This is a genomic window from Nocardiopsis ansamitocini (assembly GCF_030268225.1).
GTDB lineage: Bacteria > Actinomycetota > Actinomycetes > Streptosporangiales > Streptosporangiaceae > Nocardiopsis_D > Nocardiopsis_D ansamitocini.
The window spans coordinates 40767-63989 of sequence record NZ_BSQG01000004.1 but is presented as its reverse complement, the minus strand read 5'-3'; the positions used below and the strand labels follow the sequence as shown (position 1 = coordinate 63989).

Annotated in this window: 22 protein-coding genes; 9 read left to right on the top strand and 13 right to left on the bottom strand. The window is 70.4% G+C overall.

Annotated features, from left to right (window positions below; all coding sequences use genetic code 11):
• Nucleotides 1-10: 10 nt before the first annotated feature.
• Nucleotides 11-1348 carry an NAD(P)/FAD-dependent oxidoreductase gene (locus tag QSJ59_RS12645; protein WP_285759666.1) on the bottom strand — a complete coding sequence of 446 codons (1338 nt, stop codon included), beginning with the start codon at nucleotides 1346-1348 and terminating at the stop codon, nucleotides 11-13.
• Nucleotides 1349-1352: 4 nt separating this feature from the next.
• Complete coding sequence (locus QSJ59_RS12640; protein ID WP_285759664.1) at nucleotides 1353-1622, bottom strand: acyl carrier protein; 270 nt, start codon at nucleotides 1620-1622, stop codon at nucleotides 1353-1355.
• Between the two features lie 301 nt (nucleotides 1623-1923).
• On the opposite strand from QSJ59_RS12640, the gene QSJ59_RS12635 reads away from it, so the two are divergent.
• The 3 genes from QSJ59_RS12635 to QSJ59_RS12625 all read left to right on the top strand — a co-directional run bounded on the left by QSJ59_RS12635 (nucleotide 1924) and on the right by QSJ59_RS12625 (nucleotide 5832).
• On the top strand, nucleotides 1924-3051 hold the full coding sequence (locus QSJ59_RS12635; RefSeq protein WP_285759662.1) for an acyl-CoA dehydrogenase family protein: 1128 nt from the start codon (nucleotides 1924-1926) through the stop codon (nucleotides 3049-3051).
• Nucleotides 3048-4538: an amino acid adenylation domain-containing protein gene (locus QSJ59_RS12630; protein WP_285759660.1), complete on the top strand. Its 1491-nt coding sequence runs from the start codon at nucleotides 3048-3050 to the stop codon at nucleotides 4536-4538. Before QSJ59_RS12635 ends, QSJ59_RS12630 begins: the two co-directional genes overlap by 4 nt.
• A gap of 67 nt (nucleotides 4539-4605) precedes the next feature.
• Nucleotides 4606-5832 carry an MFS transporter gene (locus QSJ59_RS12625; protein WP_285759658.1) on the top strand — a complete coding sequence of 409 codons (1227 nt, stop codon included), beginning with the start codon at nucleotides 4606-4608 and terminating at the stop codon, nucleotides 5830-5832.
• Nucleotides 5833-5894: 62 nt separating this feature from the next.
• On the opposite strand, the gene QSJ59_RS12620 is transcribed toward QSJ59_RS12625, so the two are convergent.
• On the bottom strand, nucleotides 5895-6326 hold the full coding sequence (locus QSJ59_RS12620; protein WP_285759656.1) for an SMI1/KNR4 family protein: 432 nt from the start codon (nucleotides 6324-6326) through the stop codon (nucleotides 5895-5897).
• Between the two features lie 302 nt (nucleotides 6327-6628).
• On the opposite strand from QSJ59_RS12620, the gene QSJ59_RS12615 reads away from it, so the two are divergent.
• The gene (locus QSJ59_RS12615) at nucleotides 6629-7519 is read left to right on the top strand and encodes a DMT family transporter (protein WP_285759655.1); all 891 of its coding nucleotides are present in this window, start codon (nucleotides 6629-6631) and stop codon (nucleotides 7517-7519) included.
• Between the two features lie 92 nt (nucleotides 7520-7611).
• On the opposite strand, the gene QSJ59_RS12610 is transcribed toward QSJ59_RS12615, so the two are convergent.
• The 3 genes from QSJ59_RS12610 to QSJ59_RS12600 are packed head-to-tail and all read right to left on the bottom strand — an operon-like array spanning nucleotide 7612 to nucleotide 10521.
• The gene (locus tag QSJ59_RS12610) at nucleotides 7612-8292 is read right to left on the bottom strand and encodes a response regulator transcription factor (RefSeq protein WP_285759654.1); all 681 of its coding nucleotides are present in this window, start codon (nucleotides 8290-8292) and stop codon (nucleotides 7612-7614) included.
• A 32-nt stretch (nucleotides 8293-8324) separates the two neighbouring features.
• A complete protein-coding gene (locus tag QSJ59_RS12605; RefSeq protein WP_285759652.1) occupies nucleotides 8325-9497 on the bottom strand; it encodes a sensor histidine kinase in 1173 nt (390 codons plus the stop codon).
• Between the two features lie 58 nt (nucleotides 9498-9555).
• Entirely contained in the window at nucleotides 9556-10521 is a 966-nt protein-coding gene (locus tag QSJ59_RS12600; protein ID WP_285759651.1) for a glucosyl-3-phosphoglycerate synthase, read from the bottom strand.
• A gap of 302 nt (nucleotides 10522-10823) precedes the next feature.
• On the opposite strand from QSJ59_RS12600, the gene QSJ59_RS12595 reads away from it, so the two are divergent.
• Both QSJ59_RS12595 and QSJ59_RS12590 read left to right on the top strand, forming a co-directional pair.
• Complete coding sequence (locus QSJ59_RS12595) at nucleotides 10824-11789, top strand: hypothetical protein (protein ID WP_285759650.1); 966 nt, start codon at nucleotides 10824-10826, stop codon at nucleotides 11787-11789.
• Between the two features lie 86 nt (nucleotides 11790-11875).
• Complete coding sequence (locus QSJ59_RS12590) at nucleotides 11876-12880, top strand: methyltransferase (RefSeq protein ID WP_285759648.1); 1005 nt, start codon at nucleotides 11876-11878, stop codon at nucleotides 12878-12880.
• Between the two features lie 118 nt (nucleotides 12881-12998).
• On the opposite strand, the gene map is transcribed toward QSJ59_RS12590, so the two are convergent.
• The gene (gene map / locus QSJ59_RS12585; protein ID WP_285759646.1) at nucleotides 12999-13781 is read right to left on the bottom strand and encodes a type I methionyl aminopeptidase; all 783 of its coding nucleotides are present in this window, start codon (nucleotides 13779-13781) and stop codon (nucleotides 12999-13001) included.
• Nucleotides 13782-13847: 66 nt separating this feature from the next.
• Between map and QSJ59_RS12580 the strand changes: the two genes are divergently transcribed.
• Nucleotides 13848-14153, top strand: a complete 306-nt coding sequence (locus tag QSJ59_RS12580; protein WP_285759645.1) for a helix-turn-helix domain-containing protein — start codon at nucleotides 13848-13850, stop codon at nucleotides 14151-14153.
• A gap of 72 nt (nucleotides 14154-14225) precedes the next feature.
• On the opposite strand, the gene QSJ59_RS12575 is transcribed toward QSJ59_RS12580, so the two are convergent.
• The 4 genes from QSJ59_RS12575 to QSJ59_RS12560 all read right to left on the bottom strand — a co-directional run bounded on the left by QSJ59_RS12575 (nucleotide 14226) and on the right by QSJ59_RS12560 (nucleotide 18429).
• Nucleotides 14226-15500: an adenylosuccinate synthetase gene (locus tag QSJ59_RS12575; protein WP_285759643.1), complete on the bottom strand. Its 1275-nt coding sequence runs from the start codon at nucleotides 15498-15500 to the stop codon at nucleotides 14226-14228.
• A gap of 1 nt (nucleotide 15501) precedes the next feature.
• Nucleotides 15502-16506 (bottom strand): hypothetical protein, encoded by a 1005-nt coding sequence (locus QSJ59_RS12570; RefSeq protein ID WP_285759642.1) that lies wholly within the window; start codon nucleotides 16504-16506, stop codon nucleotides 15502-15504.
• A gap of 73 nt (nucleotides 16507-16579) precedes the next feature.
• Nucleotides 16580-17668, bottom strand: coding sequence for a protein kinase family protein (locus QSJ59_RS12565; RefSeq protein WP_285759641.1), 1089 nt, complete (start codon nucleotides 17666-17668; stop codon nucleotides 16580-16582).
• Nucleotides 17665-18429 carry an NUDIX hydrolase gene (locus tag QSJ59_RS12560; RefSeq protein WP_285759640.1) on the bottom strand — a complete coding sequence of 255 codons (765 nt, stop codon included), beginning with the start codon at nucleotides 18427-18429 and terminating at the stop codon, nucleotides 17665-17667. Before QSJ59_RS12560 ends, QSJ59_RS12565 begins: the two co-directional genes overlap by 4 nt.
• A 159-nt stretch (nucleotides 18430-18588) precedes the next feature.
• On the opposite strand from QSJ59_RS12560, the gene QSJ59_RS12555 reads away from it, so the two are divergent.
• Together QSJ59_RS12555 and QSJ59_RS12550 are read left to right on the top strand one after the other, a co-directional pair.
• Nucleotides 18589-19722: a sensor histidine kinase gene (locus QSJ59_RS12555; RefSeq protein ID WP_285759638.1), complete on the top strand. Its 1134-nt coding sequence runs from the start codon at nucleotides 18589-18591 to the stop codon at nucleotides 19720-19722.
• Nucleotides 19674-20318: a response regulator transcription factor gene (locus QSJ59_RS12550; RefSeq protein ID WP_285759636.1), complete on the top strand. Its 645-nt coding sequence runs from the start codon at nucleotides 19674-19676 to the stop codon at nucleotides 20316-20318. Before QSJ59_RS12555 ends, QSJ59_RS12550 begins: the two co-directional genes overlap by 49 nt.
• A gap of 63 nt (nucleotides 20319-20381) precedes the next feature.
• Here the strand turns inward: QSJ59_RS12550 and QSJ59_RS12545 are convergent, their stop codons facing one another.
• Together QSJ59_RS12545 and QSJ59_RS12540 are read right to left on the bottom strand one after the other, a co-directional pair.
• Nucleotides 20382-20972: an SRPBCC family protein gene (locus QSJ59_RS12545; RefSeq protein WP_285759635.1), complete on the bottom strand. Its 591-nt coding sequence runs from the start codon at nucleotides 20970-20972 to the stop codon at nucleotides 20382-20384.
• A 113-nt stretch (nucleotides 20973-21085) separates the two neighbouring features.
• On the bottom strand, nucleotides 21086-23008 hold the full coding sequence (locus QSJ59_RS12540) for an AMP-binding protein (RefSeq protein WP_285759633.1): 1923 nt from the start codon (nucleotides 23006-23008) through the stop codon (nucleotides 21086-21088).
• Between the last annotated feature and the right edge of the window lie 215 nt (nucleotides 23009-23223).

Genomic DNA, 23223 nt, shown 5'->3' with positions numbered 1-23223 from the left:
CTTTCGGCGGTCAGAACATGGCGCTCTGGCTGAAGGCGCGCAGCGTCCCCAGGTGCGGATGCCAGAGGTGGTCGGGGTCCTGTTCCACCTGCCGGGTGATCGCGCGCATCTTGGTCAGGGCCACCGGTTCACCGCCGTCGTAGACGTCGCCCTGGAGCATGCGCAGGACGTCACCGCGATAACGCGGATCAGCGACGAAAGCCGTGAAAAGAATGTTCAGCCGATAATAGATGGCAATGAACTCGTACCAGTTGTTCACGGCACGACGCAATTTTGTTTCGTAGGCGGAAAACGACGGCTTGGTGAAATCTCCGTGCTCGGCTGCGGCGACGATGTCGTGGGAAGCGATCCGCGAACTGTTCATCGCCACGCTGACGCCACTGGAGAAGATCGGGTCGACGAAACGTGCCGAATCCCCGACCATGAGCCACCTGTCGCCACAGATCTGCTTCATGGAATAGCTGTAGTCGCCCTCGGGCTTGAAGGGGCGGACGCGTTTGCTGTCCTTGAGCGCTGCGGCGAGTTCGGGGCGACTTTCCATGCACTCCCAGAAAAACTTCTCCCATTGCTGTTTGGCGTCGGTGAAATGCTTCTTCTGGGTGACCACCCCGACACTGGTGACGGTGGAGGTGATGGGAATCTGCCAGACCCAGGTGTCGGTGATGGGCAGGAAATGAATGAATATATAGTCCTGCTGTTTGTCCCCGACCGCCAGCGCCGACCGGTCGAGCCCCTCGAACCACGTGTGGATGGCGTACTGGTTGAAGACCTGGTCGGCGACTTTGAGTTTGAGTTGGCGCCCCAGCAGGGTGCTGCGCCCGCTGGCGTCGACGACCATCTTCACCCGCACCGTCTGCTCACGGCGCCCCATCGCGAACACGATCTCGGGCGCGGGCCGGGTGACGTCGACGCGGGTGACCCGCACCCCGGAAAAAACTTTGGCGCCCAACGACTCCGCGTGCTGCAACAACAGCAGGTCGAAGGCCCCGCGATCGACGTGGTAGGTGTAATCCTGCTTGACGCCGCTTTGATCACGCTCGTTGAACATGACGTCGGCCGCACGGAACCCGTGCGAGAGCTCGAAGCCCATCGTGGGGATCTGGGCGGCGGCCGCCGAGGTCCACGCCGCACCGTATTTGCGGGGGAACCCGGCGGAATCAACTTTTTCCAACGCCCCGATCTCCTCCAGGACGGGGGTGGTCGCCGGGATCAACGACTCGCCCACGTGCGGCCGGGGAAACAGTTCGCTCTCGAACAACGCACACGACAATCCCGCCTTGGCCAGGTAGGAGGCCATGGTGGACCCGGCGGGACCGCCGCCGATGACGCCGATGTCGAAATCTGTCATGGGACTACCCCTGTTCGCTGGAACCTTCGAGCAGGCCGGCCACGAGCCTGCTGATGGAGTTCACGTCCTTGAAGTTGCGGCCCACCATGTCCTCCAGTGGAATCTCCACCTCGAACCTGCGATGGATGAACGACGTGAGCCTCATCGTGGAAAGCGAATTGAGGATTCCGAGTTCCAGGAGTGCGGTGTCGGGCCGCACACGAGCACCGGGAGACTCGATCACCTCCTTCGTCAAATAATCGAGCAGAATTTCACGGATATCGGTTTCACCCACGTGACGACTCCGTCCAAACGCCCTGCGACTGGGGGGTGATGAACACGCCCCGGCAGAGCCTACGCACTCGACGCGCCACGACGCGTCCGGCATACGGATGATTTTCCCTGGATTCCCCACGACTCCCCCACTCTCAATGATCGACCCCGCATCACCATTTCGGGTGAATCCATCGCCCATGAAGAGGAGAAAATTGGCCGCATCGGACTCTTCCTCTCCCCCAATAGGCGGAAGAAAAAATCCCACGGTTGCCACACAATTACTGAGGAAAAAGACCCGGAACCGGATTACTGTACTGCCCGTGGACTTCGACTGGACCGAACAGGAAAACGAGGAGTACAACCGTATGCGGCTGGGCGCCGACGCCCTGCCCTGCCCCGCGCCGGGATACTTCACCAAGGACGAGTGGAAACGCTATGCCGAGCTGGGCGTCATGGGGTTGAGCGTTCCCCGGCGCTACGGGGGAGCCGGACGGGGATTCTTGCAGACGGCGCACGCCGCAGAGGGCCTGGGCCGGTCGGGCACCGACATGGGGCTGCTCTTCGGCGCCCTGGCCCACCTCTTCGCCTGCGCGATGCCCATCGCCGAGTACGGACACGACCAGACCCGTCGCAGGATGCTCCCCCTGCTGTGCGAGGGGCAATGGATCGGCGCCAACGCCATCACCGAGGACACCGCCGGGTCCGATGCGATGGCGATGACCGCGCGGGCGCACCGGGTCGGCGACCACTACGAGCTCAACGGCACCAAGACGTTCGTCAGCAACGGCCCCCTGGCCGACGTGTTCGTGGTCTACGCGGTCACCGACCCCTCCCTGGGGCACTTGGGGGTGAGCGCCTTCGCGGTGGAGCGCACCGCCCCCGGCCTCACCGTCGGCGCGCCCTTCGCCAAAACCGGGTTGCGCCGCTGCCCGGCCTCGCACGTCCACCTCACCCGCTGTACGGTGCCCGCAGCCGCCCTCCTGGGCGCCCCCGGCCAGGGTGCGGCGATATTCCAACAGGGCATGCGCTGGGAGCGCACCTGCCTGTTCGCCGCCTACCTCGGCCGCACCGAGCGTCTTTTGCACCGCTGCATCGCCCACGCGCGCCAGCGCCGCCAGTTCGGCCGCTCCATCGCCGCCAATCAGGCCGTGTCGCACCGCATAGCGCGCATGCGCATCCGCCTCGACGCAGCCAGGCTGCTGCTGTGGCGGGCGTGCTGGCTCCTGGACCGCGATCGGCCCGCCCGCCTGGAGGTGGCCATGGCCAAACACGAAGTCGCCGAAGGCTCTCTCGCCGCCGCGCTGGACACGGCACGGATCTTCGCGGGCCACGGCGTACACGCGGCCTCAGGAGTGGGCCGCGACCTCGACGACGCCGTGGCCGCCACGATCTTCTCCGGCACCTGCGACATCCAACTGGAGCAGATCGCCAAGGAGCTGGGATTGTGAGGCTGGAGGCCCTGGTGCGCGCGGCCGCCCGCCGCACCCCGCACGCCCGCGCGGTGGTCGATGCCACCGCCGCATTCACCTACCGCGACCTCGACACCGAAGCCGACCGGCTGGCCGCGGCACTGGCCGGGCTTGGGGTGGGAGCCGGCGACCGGGTCGCGATGTGGATGACCAAGTCCGTGCACGCGGTCGCCGTGACCCAAGCCGCCCTCCGCCTGGGGGCGGCCTACGTCCCCATCGACCCCGGTGCGCCCCTGGAGCGGGCCCGCCACATCATCGACGACTGCGCCGCCGCCGCGGTGGCAACCGACACCCCCCGCCTGCGCATACTCACCGAGGCCGGGGCGCACACGGCTCTGCTGTGCGCCGATTCCTTGCACGTCGGGGACGTGCCGGGATCCACGCCCGCACCGCTCCCGGCACTGGACGGCCCCGGCGACCTCGCCTACATCCTCTACACCTCGGGGTCCACCGGCCGCCCCAAAGGCGTATGCCTGTCACACGCCAACGCCATGGCGTTCGTCGACTGGGCCGCGGCCGAGCTGCGGCTCACCGCCACAGACCGCCTGTCCTGCCACGCCCCCCTGCATTTCGACCTGTCGGTCTTCGACCTCTACACCGCTTTCCGGTCCGGTGCCTGCGTCTACCTGGTCCCCGAGGACGCCGCCTACGCTGCGCGGTCACTGGTGCGCTTCGCGCAGGACAACGAGATCACCGTGTGGTACTCGGTGCCGTCGGCGCTCATGCTGATGGCCCTTTACGGCGGCCTCCTGCACACGCCTCTCCCGGCGCTGCGCGTCGTGGCGTTCGCCGGCGAGCCCTACCCGCTTCCCCACCTGCGCCGCCTGCGCGCGCACCTGCCCCACGCGCGCCTGTTCAACTTCTACGGCCCCACCGAGACCAACGTGTGCACCTTCTGGGAAGTCGACCAGATCCCCGCCGACCGGATCCACCCGGTGGCCATCGGCCGCGCCTGCTGCGACAACGAGGTCTGGGCCGTGGACGAGAACGGCGACCGGGTGGAGGCGGGCGAAGAAGGCGAACTGGTCGTGCGCGGCCCAACGGTCATGCTCGGGTACTGGGGCCGCGCCCCCCAAACCGGCCCCTACCCCACCGGCGACCGAGTGGTCGAGGACAGCAAGGGCGACTACCACTATCTCGGGCGCAACGACTCCATGGTCAAGGTTCGCGGCCACCGGATGGAACTGGGCGAGATCGAGTCGGTCCTCCACGACCACCCCCACCTCGCAGCCGCGGCAGTGGTGGTGACCGGCGCCGGCCTGGAGGCCCGCCTGGTGGCCTTCCTGGTCCCCGCGGGCAGCCACCGTCCCGACATCGTCGACCTCAAGAGCCACTGTGCCACCCGGCTGCCCAGATCCATGGTCATCGACGCCGCCCACTATCTCCGGGCCCTGCCCCGCACCCCCAACGGCAAGGTGGACCGGCGCGTGCTCGCCGCCCAGCCCCCACCACACCGACATCCATGACACGACTCACACACCTGGGATGACCCGATGAGGAACATCGTCGGCGCCTCGACCGTTCCCCCCTATCGTGCCTACCACCGCCCCCACCTCCGCCGCCGCGCGCCCGGCCGGCCTCGCGATCCTTGCCCTGGCCGCCGGCGGATTCGGTATCGGAACGACTGAATTCGTCGCCATGGGCATCCTGCCCGAAGTCGCAGCCGACTTCGGCGTGTCCATCCCCTCGGCCGGCCACCTCATCTCCGGCTACGCCCTGGGCGTGGTCGTGGGCGCCCCGCTGCTGACCGCCCTGGGCGCACGCGTGGACCGCAAATTCCTGCTCATCGCCCTCATGGTGCTGTTCGTCGTAGGCAACGCAGCAGCCGCCCTGGCCCCCACCTTCACCACGCTGCTGGCCGCGCGCGTCCTCACCGGCATCCCCCACGGGACGTTCTTCGGGATCGGCTCGGTGGTGGCCGCCGGCCTTGTCCCCGCGCACAAACGCGCCCAGGCCATCTCGATGATCCTGGTGGGGTTGAGCATCGCCAACATCGTGGGGGTCCCCGCCGCGACCCTGGCCGCCCAGACCCTGGGCTGGCGCAGCACCTACTGGATCGTGGTGGGCGTGGGCGCCCTCACCCTGGCCCTGCTCGCGGTCTTCGTCCCGCGCACCCCACCCGCCCCCCAGGCCACCATGCGCTCGGAACTGGGCGCACTCAAACGCGTACAGGTGTGGCTGGCCCTGCTCACCGGAGCCGTGGGATTTGGCGGCATGTTCGCCGCCTACACCTACATCAAACCCATGATGACCGAGGTCGCCGGCCTGGACGTGGCCGCGGTCCCCCTCGTGCTGGCCGTCTACGGCGTAGGCATGACCGTGGGCAACGTCCTGGGCGGGCGCCTGGCCGACCGCCGCCTCATGGCCACCATGTACGCCTCCCTCACCGCCATGATCGTGCTGCTGGCGCTGTTCTACGTCACCGCGCGCCACCCCGTCACCGCAGTCGCAACCGTCCTGCTCATCGGGGTCGCCGGCAGCGCCCTGGTCCCCGCCCTGCAGACCCGCCTCATCGACGTCGCCCACGGCGCCCCGTCGCTGGCAGCGGCCCTCAACCACTCCGCGTTGAACCTGGCCAACGCCGCGGGCGCGTGGCTGGGCGGGCTGGTCATCGCCGCCGGCTACGGCTACGCCTCCCCCAACCTGGTGGGGTCGGTGCTGGCGGTGCTGGGCCTGGGCCTCATGGGCGCCTCAGGGCTGCTGGACCGGCGCAGACACGCCGGCCGATCCCCCGCTCCCGCCCCGGTAACGGTGCGCTGAGGCCCAAACGGCACCGGCCGCCGTCTCCGGGGGCCAGTGTGCCACCACCGCCCCTGACCGCTTCAGCGGAACCAGTCGTTGCCGTCGTTGAAACACCGCACCAGGTAGTCGCGCAGCGACACCACCGTGAGCGTGCGCTCGTCGGTCTCGTGGTCCCACACCACGATGCCCGCCCCGTAACCGGTGTGCACGTAGGCGAACTGCGGCCCCATGTCGGAGTCGCCGAAGAACAGCAGATCGTCAAAGGGCGCATACAACTCCCGGTAGTCGGGCTCGGCGCGGATCGCGAGGTTGTCCTCCACGATGCGCTCAGCCGACCACACCACCGCGTCGCCGTACTCGTTGGCGACCCCGTTGGTCTCACGCAGCAGCTCCACCAGGTCCAGCGGCACGGGAAGGCCCAACGCCTTCTCGATCTGCCAGAACACAGCCTCCTTCGCCGGCTCGGAGAATTCCGCGTCGGGATACAGGTCACCGATCAATAAACGCCACACGCTGGTAATGATCACAGGTCCGCATACGTCACGGGAAATCAACAGGCGCAAGTCGCGCGAATCCGTGCCGCAATTCACCAAGCCGCCCAGCCCGCCCACCACCGCGATCACCCGCCCCGCACCCGGGCACGACCCACCACAACAACGATGAGAACCCCGAAAAAAGGGCATCTTCTACGTAGTGCTACTACCAACGCAGTAGCCGCAACAGTCTCGCCCTGGACGACGACACCGCAGACGCCCCACCGCCACAGTGGAGCCATGACCGTCACCGACCACGAGCGCGCACGAGGGGAGCGGGAGTGAGCGCACTGTGCATCGCCGTGGGACTCTCGGCGGTCTCGGCACTGGGATACGCGGGCGGAGCCGTGGCCCAGCGCCACCTGGCCGCCCAACTCGACGCCACCGTCCCCCACCGCCCCCTCTCCCGGCTGCTCACCCGCCGCCTGTGGTGGATCTCGGTCGCCCTCAACAGCACCGGCGCGATCCTGCACGCCGTCGCCCTGGCCTACGGCACCCTCATCGTGGTGCAGCCACTGGGCACCCTCACCCTGGTCATCGCCCTGCCCTGGTCGGCGTGGCTGGCCGCACGCCGTGTCAGCCCACGCCAGTGGCACGGCGCGCTGCTGACCGTCCTGGCCCTGTCGGTCCTGGTGGTCACCGCCGGCGCGGGAACCGCCGGACACACCCTCACCGACACCCGCGTGCTTGCGTTGAGCGCGACCGCCGGCGCGGTGGTCGCCGCACTCGCCGGCGCGAGCACCGCGACACACACGGCGGTGACGCGCAGCCTGCTGCTGGCAGCCGCGGCAGGAGTGTCCTTCGGGGCGGCCTCGGCCCTGGCCAAGACCGTCCTGGACGCGGTAGCCGCAGCCGGGCCCTGGGGCGCGCTGAGCCTGGCCGCGACCGCCACCGCGCTCCTCGCCGGCGCGGGCCTACTGCTGTCCCAGGCCGCCTACTCCCGCATGGACGTGGGCGCGCCCCTGGCCACCATGACCTTGGCCAACCCGCTGGCATCGGTGTGCGCGGGCCTGCTGTTCATAGGCGAGACCTACGCGGGCGGACCGTGGGGGGCGGGGGTGGCGCTGCTGAGTGCCATCGTGGCCGCGCGCGGCGTCGTCCTCCTGTGCGTTCCCGCCCCACCCGAGGCGCCCCGCCCCACCCGGCGCCTCCTCCACACGTCCCACCGCTAGGGCCGGCCACGCCGGCACGCAACCCGGGCCGGCCCGCGCACCGTGGGACCGATGGTGTTCCCCGGGCCCACCGGCCCGGGGAACACCACACCTCACCGCGCCTCAGGGAACTCCCCGGGGCTGACCAGCCCCGTCTGGTAGGCGATGACCACCAGTTGGGCGCGATCACGCGCCCCCAACTTCACCATGGCCCGGTTGATGTGCGTCTTGACCGTCAACGGCGCCACGAACAACCGCTCCGCGATCGCGTCGTTGCCCAGGCCCGCACCCGCCAACGCCATCACCTCGCGCTCGCGCGCGGTCAACGCCCCAAGACGCGCGCTGGCAGCCAACGGGTTGGCATCGGGCTGGGCCAGGAAGTTCGCGATCAGACCTTTGAGGGCGACCGGTGACAGCAACGCGTCGCCCTGCTCCACCCGGCGCACCGCATCCAACAACTCCACCGGCTCCACGTCCTTGCCCAAGAACCCGCTGGCACCGGCCCGCAGCGCCTGGAACACGTACTCGTCGATCTCGAACGTCGTCAAGATCAACACCCGCACCCCCGCCAGGTCCTCGTCGGCGGTGATCGCGCGCGTGGCCGCCAACCCGTCCATGCCCGGCATACGGATGTCCATCAGCACCACGTCGCACCGGGTCGAGCGCGCCAACTCGACCGCGTGGGCGCCCGTCGCGGCCTCCCCCACAACCACCATGTCCGGCGCCGAATCGATCAGGGCCCGAAACCCGGCCCTGATCAGGGTCTGATCATCAGCCAACAGCACCCGAATCAACCCGTCGCCCCCACTTGTCGTCGTCCCCGCCCTCACCGCTCGGTGATGGGCAGCACCGCCTCCACCACGAACCCTTCACGGGTGGGGCCCGCACTCAGCGTCCCACCCACCGCAGCCACCCGCTCACGCATCCCCACCAACCCCAACCCGCTGCCGGGAGCCCCGCCCTCGCCCATCTCGCGCTCACGGTCGTTGCGCACCCTGATACGCAGCGAATCGTCGGTGTAGTCCAACACCACCTGCGCCCCCGACCCGCGGCCGTGCTTGTGGGCATTGGTCAACGATTCCTGCACCAACCGGTAGGCCACCAGCTCCACCCCCAACGGTGCCGGACGTGCGTGCCCGCCCACCTCCCACTCCACCTGGAGTCCCGCCGCGGCGAACGACCGCGCCAACCCCTCCAACTGCGCCACCCCCGGCGTAGGCCGTGTGGGCGCCACCGGCTCCCCCGACTGGCGCAACACGTTGAGCAGCGCGTTGAGCTCCACCATGACGGCCCGCCCCGAGCGGCGCACATGCCCCAGCGCCTCCTCGGCGGCCCCGGGATTGTGCCCGATCAGATGCGTGGCCACCCCCGCCTGCACGTTCACCACCGCAATGTGGTGGGCCACCACGTCATGGAGTTCACGCGCGATCCGCAGCCGTTCCTCCACCACGCGCCGACGCGCCTCCTGCTCGCGCGACTCCTCGGCGCGACGGGCCCGCCCCTCCACCTCGACCACGTAGTCGCGGCGCACCCGGGCGGCCTCGCCCACCGCCAACGCCAACAACAGCCACACCACCCACCCCGTCCCGATGGGGTCCAGCAGCGGCTGCCCGTCCCACCACGTGTACGCCACCGCCACCGCGGCCGACCCCACACCCGCGGCCGTCATCCCGGCCGCGCGCCCGCGATGACGCGCCACCGAGTACACGCTGATCCCGTGGGCGAGCACAAACGGCATCCGCACGATGTCCGTGGCCACACACGCCACCACGCCCGCACTCACCAGCACCGCCACCGGCAACGGCCACACCCGGCGCGCCGCCAGCGCACCGAACGTCACCACCATGGCCACGACCGGCCCGGCGAGATCGAACCCCCCGCCCGGACGCCACTGCCACAGCCAGTGCACCACCGTGACGCATAACCCCGCCGCCACCAGCGCGTCGACGACCACGCCGGGACCGCGCCACCACGCCAGCGCCCCACCACCGCTTCGCATAGGACCCAACGCTAACCCCGCCCGCTCCTTGGCGCGGCGCGGGCGGGGGCGCGCCACCTCACACCAGGACGGGCTCCAAGGTGTCGGCGGGCGGGCGTTCGGTGATGGCGGTCTCGCGTGGACGCGGCGCGTAGTCGCCCTCGCCGGCCCCCGAACGCACGTACTGCACCAGCGTCGTGGCCGCCTCCCCCTGGGGCTCCACCAACCGGCCCGAACGCACCAGGCGAAGACGCGCGGTGTGCTGGATCTGGGCGGCCATCACCCCCAGGTCGGGGGTGGTCTGGTTGGTGTGCTCACGCCGCCCCAGGTCCACCTGCGCCATCGCATCCAACCCGTACTGCTCCACCAGGTCCACCAACAACCCCAGTTCCACGCCGTAGTGCGACACGAACGGCAGACCCCGCAGCACGTGGGCACGCCCGGCGTACTCGCCCGAGAGCGGCTGCACGAACCCGGCCAGGCGCGGCCAGTACTGGTTGAGCAGCGGGCGCGCCACCAACTCCGTCACCCGGCCCCCGTTGAACGTCTGCCCAGGGGTGCCCTTGAGCGGGCGGTCGTAGCAGGCTTTGACGTAGGCCACCGTGTCATCACTGATCAGCGGCCCCAGCAACCCCGTCACGTAGGAAGGCGTGAAACTGAGCAGGTCGGCGTCGACGAACACCAGGATGTCGCCGGTGGCCACGAACAGCGACTTCCACAACGCCTCCCCCTTGCCCTCCCCTCCGGCCAGGTCGGGCCGGATGGCGTCCTGGTGGTAGACGGTGGCGCCCGCCCCGCGCGCCACCTGCGCGGTGTCGTCGCTGCTGCGCGAATCGATGACCACGATCTCGTCGACCAGCGCCACCTCCTCGCACAGGGCGGTGCGGATACTCGCCACGATCGACCCCACGGTCGCGGCCTCGTTACGGGCGGGCAACACCACGGTGACTCTCTGCTGTCCCTTGGCCGCGGCCAGCTCCCGCGCGTCCCAGTCCTGTGCGCGGCTGGTGCGCTTGTCCAGCCATGCCTCTACCTCTGCCAGCACGTTGCCTCCCCATGGATCGGCTCCGGCGCGCACTCAAGCGCCCCCAACGAGTCGGGCCTGATCAGCGGCATCGATGACCACGCCTAGCGACTCGTTATAGCCGCCGTGTTTTTCCGGGACGTCGCCGCCGTGTAGCCATTGGATGACATCGCCCCGACCCCCCGCCGATTCCACCCCCAACACCCCACTTGCCCACCATGAGCGGCAGAAACGCCCGTTTTGCACGTCGGGTGGCCCCGCACCCCGCACCCGGGGCTCAATAGGCAGCACCACCCGGCCCCGACCACCCGAGGACGTCCGCCATGGCACCCGCCCCGCGCCCCGCACACGCAGCCCTGCCCCTCCTGGTGGCGGCCCTGGCCCTCACCCCCCTCGCCCCCGCCACCGCCGCAACCGCACCTGCGGCCACCACCAGCCACTACCTCACCCTCACCGGAGCGGCCTCCGACCTCGACCACGCCCGCGGCGCCGGATGCGCCCAAGGCACGAGCGGACGCTCGGGACTGCGCGTCCTGTTCTTCGGCACCCAGGAAGCCGGCGGAGTCCTGCGCCACCCCGGGACCACCGCGGCCACCACGACCAGTCGCGTCCCCACCTCGCGCGCCATCGACGCCGCCCACGCCTGGGCCCGCGGCTTCACCGACTGCCGCACCGCAGGCGCCACCGCCCTCCTGGCGCTGGGCGTCAACAACAAGTCCGACGGCGGCGTCGGTGGTGCCACCGCCGGACGCGCCTGGGCCACCACCGTGAACCAGGCCGCCCGCCGCGCCACCACCGACGCCGTCACCATCACCGGGGCCGTGGACGCCGAACCCTCCTGGTCCGCCCCCGCCTGGGCCCGCGACTGGGTGCGCGCCTTCACCACCAGCGCCACCGTCGACCTCTACGCCGCCAACTCCGCCGACGGCTGCCCCTTCTACGGGTCCTCCTCCACCACCTGCCACAACGGCTGGACCACCGGCGACGTCCACTACGTGGCCGGAGGCGCGGCCCCCGCCCGCATGCACGTCATCCCCCAGATCTACCGCACCGACGGCGTCCAGGCCCGTCAGTGGTCCCACATCAGCGCATGGGGAAAACGCGCCGGTGCACCCGCCCTGCGTTTCGCCGGCGCCATGTCCCAGTCCAAAGCCTGCGCCCAACGCGGCTGCACCGGCACCGACAACACCCCCGCCCAGGCATGGACCCAACTCCACACCGAACTCAACGCCCACCCCGAGACCCGCGTCAGCGCCCTGCCCCACTCAACCGACATGCGCTGGCCCTGACCCCTGCCGCGCCACAGCGGCGGGCCGCCCACCGGCAGTCCGCCGCTCTCACCACACCCCCTCTCACCCACCGTTACCATTGGGGCGTGCGATCCGACGCCGACACCGTCCTGGCCCTGCTCACCGCCCCCTGGACCACCCACGCCGTGCACACCGCACTGCGCATCGGCGTCTTCGACATCCTCGACGAGGGCCCCCGCACCACCGGCGACATCGCCCACCGCACCCGCACCCACGCCCCCTCCCTCGAACGTCTGCTCCGCCTGCTCACCGCCACCCACCTGGTCACCCCCCACCCGGACGGTCACGCCCTGGCCCCCGCCGCGCGTCTGCTCACCCGCGCCCACCCCCACAGCCTCGCCCCCCTGGCCCGCCTCTACGCGCTGCCCGCCATCACCAGCGCCTGGCAGCACCTGGAGCACACCATCCGCACCGGGCACGCCGCCTTCCCCCACGCCAACGGCGCCCCCGTCTACCCCTACCTGCACGCCACCCCCGACGACGCAGCCGTCTTCGACACCGCCATGGCCGCCGCCTCCCACACCGCGGCCACCCGTCTGGCCACCGACCACGACTTCACCACCGCCCGCACCCTCACCGACGTGGGCGGCGGCAACGGCCGCTTCCTGGCCACCCTCATGGCCCACCACCCCCACCTCAGCGGCACCCTCACCGACCGCGCCGACGTCCTCGCCCGCCTGGACCCCGCCATGGACCGCCTCGTCGCCCAGGGGCGCGCCCGCACCCGCCCCGCCGACTTCTTCACCGACGCCGCCCCGCCCGCCGACGTCTACACGCTCAGCCGCGTCCTGCACAACTGGGACGACGCCGACGCCGCGCGCATCCTCACCCGCATCCGCTCGACCATGCCCGCACACGCGCGCCTGCTGGTCGTCGAACGCCTGCTCAGCCCCGACTCCACCCTGTCCATCGCCCACGACCTGCACATGATGGCCATCACCGGCGGACGCGAACGCACCCGCGACCAGTACGCCGCCCTGTGCACCCGGGCCCACCTCGACCTGGCCCACGTCCTGCACCTGGACGCCGGTTTCTGCGCCCTGGTCGCCGTCCCCGCCCAAGCGCACTGATCGGGCACACGGGCGCGCCGTTGCGGATGGGGTGCGGCGGTCGGCGTGGGACGGCGAACAACCGTTCTTCCCACCGGCGCTCCGCGGCGAGGCGCCGGGACGGGCGCGGCTGCGTCCCTCACGGCTGCGCCCGCCCCGCCACGGTGAGGATCTCGGCTCCGTCCTCGGTGATGGCGATCGTGTGCTCACTGTGTGCCGTCCGGCAGCCCGTCGCGCTTCGCAGCGTCCACCCGTCGGCATCGGTGACGAGCTCGTCGGTGTCGGCCATGACCCACGGCTCCAGTGCGAGCAGCAGCCCGGGACGCAGTTTGTATCCGCGGCCGGGGCGTCCGGTGTTCGAGACGTGCGGGTCCTGGTGCATCGTCGATCCGATGCCATGACCTCCGAACTCGGTGTTGATCCGATACCCCGCCTCGCTGAGGACCGTGCCGATGGCATGGGAGATGTCGCCGATGCGCGCTCCGGGCCCGGCCGCCGCGATGCCCGCGCTCAACGCCCGTTCGGTCGCGCTGATCAGCGCGACGCTCTCCGGGGGCGTAAAATCGCCCACGATGAAGCTGATGGCGGCGTCTGCCGCGACTCCGCCCTTGGAGACGGCGAGGTCGAGTGTCAGCAGGTCGCCGTCCCCGAGCGCGTAGTCGTGGGGCCGTCCGTGGAGCACGGCGTCGTTGACGGCCGTGCAGATGTAGTGGCCAAACGGTCCGCGCCCGAAGGACGGCGCGTAGTCGACGTAGCAGGACTGCGCCCCGGCCTCGGCGATCATGGCCTTGGCCCACCGGTCGATGTCCAGGAGGTTCGTGCCCACGGCGCTACGGCTCCTCATGGTCTGCAAAATGTCCGCGACCAGGGCACCCGTCTCTCTTGCCTGGGGCAGGCTGGTGGGGTTCAGGATCTCGATCATGCGGCACCCTCCTCATGCGACCAATAACTATCCCGGCCATATTATCCCGGTGCTAGAGTCGCAGCCATGGTCAGGTTGCCGCTCACACCCGCAGAGGTCGAGCGCGGACAGCGCCTCGGCGCCCTATTGCGTCGCGCAAGGGGAGAACGCTCGATGCTTGAGACCGCACTCGACGCACGCGTCTCACCCGAAACCCTGCGCAAGATCGAGTCGGGCCGCGTAGCCACCCCCGCCTTCCCCACCATCGCCGCGATCGCCGACGTCCTCGGCCTCTCCCTCGACACGGTGTGGGCCGACATCAACCGGCCCGAGCACGGCGCCGACGAGCCGACCGGCCCCGATCACAGCGCACGCGAACAGCTGGCCTCCTAGGCCACCGCAGCCGCGGTGAAGGCGACCACGAAGGGCAAGGCCCGGGCGCGGCCCCCGACCGACGCCCCCGCTTCACACCACCGCGCGCCCCGCCGCACGCACCTGCTTGTCGCCGCGCCCGGGCCCCCTCGACGCCACCACCACCGGTGCGCCCAGCGCCTGCTCCACCACACCCGGCCACTCCCGGGCGCCCACCTCCACCAGTCGCGGTACCGCCTTGTCCAACACCCGCCCCAACTCCTGCTGACGCTCCAAATCGCCCACCACCGCCGCGGGCACCTCCTCCATCGGCCCCCACTCGGTGTCATAACCGGTACACAGCCGCAGCCCCGCCCGTTCGGGCGCGTCCACGTGCGTCAACGCCACCCCGTCCACCCCCCCGGTGGCCGCCACCGCATAGCGGTGCAACGGGCCGTCGAAGTGCCCCACCCGAAACGCGCCCTGCCAGGGCCCGGTGCCGTTGTGCGCCTCCACCAGCGCACGCCCCAGCCCCGGGTCCTCCGTGGGCAGCGGCCCCGGCCCGTGGCGCGGGGTGTAGGTGCGCACCACCCCCAACGTGTAGGGCGCATCGGCCCCCGCCTCCTCCAGGAGGACGCGCGCGTTGGCGCTGGTGGTGGTCGACCACGTGGTGTAGGGGTGCAGGCCGTGCCACTCGTCCAACAACACCCCCTGGGCGCCTTCCATGACCACCGGCCCCCGCGCGACCAACTCTTTCAAGCGCCCCCCGCCCACCACCTCCACGCGCTGGGCGAACGCGGCGAACACCTGCGCGCACTCCTGCACCGACGGCCCGCCCAAAGGCCCCAGTTCCGCTTCCAACCGTTCGCGCAACACCCCCAGCAGACGCCGCATGCGCACCGGATCGGCACAGTCGCCCACCCGCGGCGCCTGCTCGCCGTGGCACACCCCGTACCGCGCGGTCTCCCCCACCCCCATACCGCACGACCCGTGGCGCCCCGCACCCCGGGCACGCTCCCGCGCCTGGTTGGCGGCCCGATGATAGGGGGTGGTGACGAGCGCGTCGGCATCCACCATCACCCGCGACAACGGCGCCACCACCCCCAACTGCTGCAGGTGCGCGGCCTCGGCCGCCAACGCCAAGGGGTCCACGAGCATGAACCGCGACAGCAACGTCACGGTGCCGGGGGTGAACATCCCCGCCCCCAACTGCGCGAAGGTGTGGTGGCGCCCATCGGGGGTCACCACGTTGTGGGCGGCCTGGGCCCCGCCGTTGAAACGCACCACCGACGCCGGACGCCCACCGTCGCGCGCACACAACCAGTCCACGACCGTGCCCTTGCCCGCGTCGCCGAACCCCAGGTCCACCACGATCACCGGGGACTGCATCTCACAGTCTCCTGGTGCGTGCCGGACCCGCCTCGTCGTCGCCCCCGCCCAGGTCCGCGGGCAGCCCCCCGCGCACCGCCACCGTGCGCCCGCGCGCGATGGGCGCCAACGCCTTGGACACCGCCTCCCCCGCCGAGGACCCCACGTCCCCCAGGTCGGCCAGCCCCTGCGCCAGGTCGATGGCCTCCTCGGCCAACCCGATCGTCACCGCGATCGTCTCGCTGACCGCGTCCAGGTCCTCCAACATGATCACGTTCTGGCCGAACAGCGACCGCCAGAACTCCTCCAGACGCGTGTCCTTGGCGTGGTAGGCGCCCGCCGGCACGATGTGAAACACCTCGAACTTCGCCTTGAGCTCGGCCACGATCTGGGCCAGGGGAATGTCGTCGTGGATGTCGTCCCCGATCACCGCACGCACCTCCTTGGCCTTGACCACCGGATAGGCCAGCTCGTCGCCCATGAGGAACAGGTAACCGCGCCGGCCCCGCTTGTCCAGGCAGTCCATGGCCGTGTGCCGCGCCATGAAGTACATGGCCAGCTCATAGGACTCCATCATCTGGCCGCCACCCCCGCCCTCCAACAGGATGTCGCCCAACTGGGTGTCCATACGGTTGTCGGACTCGAACTGCCCCACCTGCAAGGGCGCACGGTCGCACGTGGCGTCCCCGATACCGCCGAACATGATCTGGGGGTGGGCCAAGTAGCCCTTGCGCAGCAGCAACCCGAACAGCTCCGGCAGCTTGGCCTGCAAACCACGCGGAATGTGCCCCATCGACCCGGTCACGTCGAACAGCACCGCCACGGCCTGGGAGAGCGGGTGCTCATCGGAATCACGGCTCTCCCGCACCCCCACCCCCTTGGGGTCCAGGCTGGGGTGGGCCTTCCAGGAACTGCGCGGCGCCTTGGCGCTGACGTCGTCGGTGTAGCCGAACGCGCTCGCCCCGGTACTGGCGCGATAGGCCCGCGCCGCCCCGTACACATCGGTGGACCAGTGTCCGCTTCCCATGGTTCTTCCCTGCTCTCGTAATCGATCCGACTCTGAAAACGGCGTACTCGCGGCCCTTCGCGGTGTCCCGCTGCTACCGGGACGCCACACCCTCGGCAGCGGCCCCGGCGGGCATCGCGAAGGGCCGCCACCGCCGCGGCCCCCACAACTCCTCCAACACCTCGTCCAACTCCTCCAGCAGCGCCCAGGCGTCGCCGGGACGCGCCGCGGGATTGGCCAACGCGCATCCGCGCGCGAACACCGCCAACCGCGGCGGCATCCGCGTGCCCACCAACGCCTCGATGGTGCGGGTCGCGGTGAAGATGTCGGTGGCCGCGGTGGCCGGCCCCCGCGCGGCCACCTCCGGCCCGTACCAGCGCTCCTGGCCCTGCACCATCGCCGCCAACGGCTGCCCCGCCCGCACCGAGTAGCACCAGTCGGCCAGGACCAGCCCGTGCTCGCCGGGGTGCACGAGCACGTTGGCGCCCAGGGCCGCACCGTGCACCAGCCCCGCCCGGTGCCCGTGGCCCAGCGCCACCAGCAGGCGCCGCCACATCCACGCCGCGTCACGGGCGTCCACCCCCTCGGGGTAGGCCGCCGCGACCTCGGCCAGCGTGAAGAACCCCGCCAGGGGCTCCATGACCGTCACCCCGCGACGCGCCCCCGTGGACTCGTCGCGGTGGGTGAACGACTCCACCAGGCGCGGGACGTAGGCGCGGGTGTGCCCTGGGCCGTGCGACTCAAGACGCGCCAACGCGTGCGCCTCGGCCGCCATCAGGTCGCTGTCGCCCGGCGACCGCGCGATCTTCATCACCGCCTCGCCTTGCTCCCCGCCCTTGCGCGTGTAGCTCACCCGGTAGACGTTGGCGATGTCCCCGCGCGCCACCAACGCCCCCACCCGGTAGGAGCGCTGCGCGGTGGCGATGCGCACCTGCTGCTCGCCGCCGGCCCCGCGGTACCCGCCCCACAGCACCCCCAACCGCGCGAACGCCACCGACGCCCGCCCGCGCATGCCCGGCGGGCACGCATCGGGGTGCAGGGACCGCGCCAGAGCACGCCAGCACCGCGCCGCCTGCTCCCCCGGCTCGCCCCCCACCCCGGGCGCGGGCCCGAACAGCTCGTGGGCCTCGCGGGCCCCCAGCACCCGCCGCTCCGCCCGGGCGAACTCCTCCTCGGTACTCACCCCTCCTCCCGGGGTCCCGGGGTGCCGCGCAGCAGCGCCGGATGCAACAGCGTGGCCGCGCCGCGCGTGTACAGGCGCGCGCGCCGTCCCCCGCGCGCACCCCCCGACTCCGTACGGCTGTCGGTGTCGGTGACAAACCCCGGCACCGACACGACCTTGCGGTGGAAGTTGGCGGCGTGCAGCTCACGACCCCACACCGCCTCGTACACCCCGCGCAACTGGGCGATGGTGAACTCCCGCGGCAAGAACGCCGCGGCCAGGGGCGTGTACTCCAGTTTGGCGCGGGCACGCTCCAGCGCGTCGGCCAGGATCTGGTCGTGGTCGAAGGCCAACGCCCCCACTTTCGCGGCCAGCCCCGCCACCGGCAGCCACGACGCGTCTCCCGCGTCCCCCCCGCCCACCGCCTCTCCCAGGTCCGGGGCCAAGGCCACATAGGCCATGGACACCACGCGCATGCGCGGGTCGCGCCCCGGCGCCCCGTACCCGCCCAACTGCTCCAGGTGCAGGCCCGCGCGCACCGACGTCTCCTCGGCGAGCTCGCGCACGGCCGCATCCGCCAGGTCCTCGTCGGGGCGCACGAACCCCCCGGGCAGTGCCCATGCCCCCCGGAAGGGTTCCTGTCCGCGGCGCACGCACAGCACGTGCAGTTCGCCGCCGCGGATGGTCAGGGCGACCACGTCCACGGTGACGGCCACCGGCGCATACGCCCGCGGATCGTAGCCGGCGAGGAACCCCGCCTCGCCGCCCGGATGTTCGGCCACCACAACCCCCAGTTGTTCTCAGATAGAGATTTTCTCTATCTGAGAACAACATAGGGCATGGGGGAGCCCACGTCCACCCCACAGTGGTCACCACACCACCGACCCCGCCCCCACCATCAACGACAATGAAAACCCACCCACCCACAGGACAGGACCACCATGGCCGCCCAGGACCACCGGCCCAACCGCCTCTCCCTCATCGGCTGGGCCCTCACCTTCCTCCCCCTGGGCCTCCTCGGCATCATCCTCGCCGCCCTCTTCCTCCTCGCCTCCCTCACCACCCTGCTCTGGGTCGGCTTCCCCCTCCTCGTCGGCGCCACCACACTCATCCGCCGCTACGCCAACTACCAACGCACCCTCCTCACCCCCTTCCTCACCACCCCCGTCCCCACCCCCTACCGCCCCCTCCCAACCGCACTCGACTCCCGCACCATCGCCATCGCCCGCGACCCCGCCACCTGGCGCGACCTCGCCTGGCTCCTCCTCAACGCAACCCTGGGCACCATCCTCCTGCTCGCCTCCCTCGTCCTCCTCCTCATCTGGCCCACCACCCCACCCTTCATCCACACCTACGCCCGCCTCAACCGCCTCCTCCTCGCCCCCACCACCAACGCCGACCTCACCGCACGCATCACCCACCTCGCCGCCACCCGCACCGACGCCACCCGCACCCAAGCTTCCGAAGTCCGCCGCATCGAACGCGACCTCCACGACGGCGCCCAAGCCCGACTCGTCGCCCTCGGCATGAGCCTGGGCATGGCCGAACAAATGCTCACCACCAACCCCGCAGCCGCCCAAAAACTCCTCACCGAAGCCCGCGACTCCACCCGCCAGGCCCTCACCGAAATCCGCGACCTCGTCCGCGGCATCCACCCGCCCGTCCTCGTCGAACGCGGACTCCCCGGCGCCGTCCACGCCCTCGCCATCGCCCAACAACTCCCCATCGACGTCGACATCGACCTCCCCGGCCGCCCCGACGACCCCGTCGAATCCGCCGCCTACTTCGCCATCGCCGAAATCCTCACCAACACCGCCAAACACGCCAACGCCACCCGCGCCTGGGTCCGCATCAACTACGGCCTGGGCCGCATGGTCATCGTCGCGGGCGACAACGGCCACGGCGGCGCCACCCCCGCAACCGGAACCGGCCTCACCGGCGTCCAACGCCGCCTCGCAGCCTTCGATGGGACGATGACTCTCCTCAGCCCACCCGCAGGCCCCACCATCATCACCATGGAGCTACCGTGCGCGTTGTCATCGCCGAAGACCTCGCCCTCCTCCGCGACGGACTGATCCGCCTGCTCGACGCCCACGACTTCACCGTCGTCGCCGCCGTGGACACCGGCCCCGACCTCCTCCACGCACTCCTGCACCACCGCCCCGACGTCGCCGTCGTCGACGTACGCCTTCCCCCCACCCACACCGACGAAGGACTCAAAGCCGCCATCGCCGCCCGCCAACGCGTCCCCGGCCTCCCCGTCCTCGTCCTCTCCCAACACGTCGAACAGCTCTACGCCCGCGAACTCCTCTCCGGCGGACAAGGCGGCGTCGGCTACCTCCTCAAGGACCGCGTCTTCGACATCAACCAATTCATCGAAGCCATCCGCCGCGTCGCCGCCGGCGGCACCGCCATGGACCCTGAGGTCATCGCCCAACTCCTCGCCAAACACACCCCCGAAAGCCCCCTGGGCGCCCTCACCGCCCGCGAACGCGAAGTCCTCGGAGAAATGGCCGAAGGCCGCTCCAACTCCGCCATCGCCACCCGCCTCTTCATCACCGACAAAGCCGTCAGCAAGCACATCAACAACATCTTCGCCAAACTCTCCCTCCCACCCTCCCCCGACGACTCCCGACGCGTCATGGCCGTCCTCACCTACCTCAACGACTGACCCCCACCACACAACGAAGAGGGGGCGGACCACCCGGTCCACCCCCTCACCCACCATCAACCGCTACACAGCGGGCCCGCGCCCTCCAGCACCCGGCGCGTCCGGACCCCCAGGAGCACCGAACGTCCCCGGCCCCGGCTTGGGCGCAGCAGACGGCCGGATCGCGTCCCCACCCCCATCAGGACGCACCTCGCCGTGCCCCGGGGCAACCTCACCGCGCCAACCGCCCTGCGCCGGCCCCCCATGCGACTCGATGAACTCCCGGAAATGCTTCATATCGCTCTTCACCCGGGCCTTCACCACACCCAGCTTGTCGCCCAACTGCTCCACCACGCCCTCAGGCGCCGTATGCAACTGCAACGTCACCCGCGTGCGCTGCGGACCGATCCGGTGAAACGTCACCACGCCCGCATGCGAAACCCCGTCGACGCTCTTCCACGCAATGCGCTCATCGGGCACCTGCTCGGTCACCACCGCCTCGAACTCACGGTGCTGCCCCCCGACCGACACCTCCCACAGCGAATGCGTGTCGTCCTGCTGCGTGATGCGCTCCACGCCCCCCATGAACTCAGGAAACGATTCAAAACGCGTCCACTGGTCATAGACCTGACGAACCGGGACATCGACCTCGACCGCTTCGATTACCTCGGACATGTTCGCAACCGTCCTTCCCAATCGACGTACATCGTCAGGAGCCGCACCAGCCGGCGCGACCCCCGCCACACACGCCGCTACCCCGCCCTCCCGCCTGAAACCCCGCCGCCCCGCTAACCCGCCCCACTCCCAGACGGCGGCCCCGCATACAACGCCTCGATCTCCTCGGCGAACGCCCGCAACACCGCGTCCCGCCGCAACCGCCCCGACGGCAACAACAAACCCGACGACGGACTGAACTCCTCGGGCAACACATGAAACGCCCGGATCGCCGACCCCGCCGACACACTCGTGTTCACATCCTCCACCGCCCGCCGGATCTCCACCCCCAATTCCGGCGCGAACGCGATCTCGCTCAACGGCGTCGACAACGGATGCCCGTTCACCAACCGCCAGTACTCCAACTGCTCCCGCTTCAACGTGATCAACGCACTCACGTACGGCCGCCCCTCCGCCAGAACAATCACCTGGCTGATCAACGGATGCGACAACAACCGCGTCTCCAACGACACGAAATCAGGCACCCCGCCCTCCCCGGACTCCACCCCCATCCCCTCGACCCGGGCCACCACCGCCCCCCGGGCCGGAGCCGCCCTCTCCAATTCCGCCGGCCCCCGCCGCGGCGCAGCGAAATGCGCCCGACGCCGCTCCCTCACCACCACATCGCCCGACTCCTGCACCCCGCCCAGCAGCCCCGACACCAACCACCCATCAGCCAAAGCCACCCCCGACTCCTGCGCATCCCCGTAATACCCCGAGAACACCCCCGGCCCCCGCACCAACAACTCCCCACCATCGGACACACCCACCTCGACCCCCGACAACGGCGCCCCCACCGTCCCGGGCCGATGCGCACCCCACACGTTCCACGCAACCGCACCCCCCGCCTGCACCAGACCCGCACCCTCCAGCACCGGCAACCCCGCACCGGCGTAGAAATGCGTCAACCGCGCCTCCAAACCCCCCATCGGGCACACGATCACCCGCACCCGACCGCCCAACGCCTCCTTCAACCGCCCATACGCCCACTCGTACATCGCCCGCGACATCCGCTGCCACGCACCCCGGGCCCCCCGCTTGCCCTGCTTGTCATAATCAACCGCCAGCTGGGTCGCGGCATTGAACATCTGCACACCGTCCCAGCCCCCCTCCTTCGTCTTCCCCTTCTCCCACTCATACAGCCACGCCAAGAAATCCGCCCCCACCACCGGCACACTCGGCCGATACCGGCGCATGTCCTCCCCGAACCCCACATGGTCCACCGCACGCCCGAACCCCATACGCACGCCCGACCACAAACACGCAGCCGCCACCGCCAACGGCTCGAACCCACCCGCGCCGCCCCGCACCAGCGTCGACGCATCCCCCGCAGCCAACCCCGTCACCGCAGGCGACAACCGCTCCACCACACCGAACACACCCGCCAACACATTGGCGTGCGTCAACACCGCCCCCCGCACCAACCGGTCACGCGTCACCGTGAAACACACCAGCGCCGGATCATCCCCCCGGCACTCATCAACCCGAAGGCGCACCGCCGTACCGTCCATGTAGGCGCCCGTCTTCACCGCCGCCTCCACCCCGCCGGACTCCAACGTGAACGTCCGCCCCAGATCCACCAGCTCCTGCTGCAACTCCCCCATCACCCGCGCCTGCGCCTGCGTCTGCACCACAGCAGCAGCCGGCCGCGTCAACCGCGCCACCCGACGCAACAACCCCGGCGCACACCCCCCCGGAACACTCACCACCACACCCCGAACAGCCCACACCGCCCAGGCCGCCACCACCTGCTCATAACCCGAACGCGCAGCAACCAACACCCGGTCGCCACTACTCACCCCACCAGCGATCAACCCCTTGGCGACCCCCGTCACCTCCGTCAAGAACGCAGTCGCCGACACCCCGTCCCAACCCTCACCCGACAACCGGTCGAACACCGGCCCCGCGGCCGACCGAGCAGCCGCCCAATAAACCAGTTCCCCCAACGACTCCGGCCGCGACGACTCTCCAACGCGGGTGGAACCCGACTGGCGCATACCCTCGACACTCCTCAGCAAGGGGGACCCGCCCAAGTGCCCAACCACAGACACAACCCGACAGAACCCCTCGACCACCTGGATGAAGCCCTACTGTGCCCGCATCGGTCACTATTCGGCAAGCCAGCAACAACCTCACAACCAGCCCCAATACCCCACAGACATACAAAAAGCCGGGCACCCCGCCCCCACGGACAGGCACCCGGCCCCAGCAC

Excerpts from the sequence above, each read along its gene's own strand:
- QSJ59_RS12645 (WP_285759666.1), bottom strand. The coding sequence starts at position 1,348 with ATGACAGATTTCGACATCGGCGTCATCGGCGGCGGTCCCGCCGGGTCC.
- QSJ59_RS12605 (WP_285759652.1), bottom strand. The coding sequence starts at position 9,497 with ATGCGAAGCGGTGGTGGGGCGCTGGCGTGGTGGCGCGGTCCCGGCGTG.
- QSJ59_RS12595 (WP_285759650.1), top strand. The coding sequence starts at position 10,824 with ATGGCACCCGCCCCGCGCCCCGCACACGCAGCCCTGCCCCTCCTGGTG.
- map (WP_285759646.1), bottom strand. The coding sequence starts at position 13,781 with ATGATCGAGATCCTGAACCCCACCAGCCTGCCCCAGGCAAGAGAGACG.
- QSJ59_RS12580 (WP_285759645.1), top strand. The coding sequence starts at position 13,848 with ATGGTCAGGTTGCCGCTCACACCCGCAGAGGTCGAGCGCGGACAGCGC.
- QSJ59_RS12575 (WP_285759643.1), bottom strand. The coding sequence starts at position 15,500 with ATGCAGTCCCCGGTGATCGTGGTGGACCTGGGGTTCGGCGACGCGGGC.
- QSJ59_RS12570 (WP_285759642.1), bottom strand. The coding sequence starts at position 16,506 with ATGGGAAGCGGACACTGGTCCACCGATGTGTACGGGGCGGCGCGGGCC.
- QSJ59_RS12555 (WP_285759638.1), top strand. The coding sequence starts at position 18,589 with ATGGCCGCCCAGGACCACCGGCCCAACCGCCTCTCCCTCATCGGCTGG.
- QSJ59_RS12545 (WP_285759635.1), bottom strand. The coding sequence starts at position 20,972 with ATGTCCGAGGTAATCGAAGCGGTCGAGGTCGATGTCCCGGTTCGTCAG.
- QSJ59_RS12540 (WP_285759633.1), bottom strand. The coding sequence starts at position 23,008 with ATGCGCCAGTCGGGTTCCACCCGCGTTGGAGAGTCGTCGCGGCCGGAG.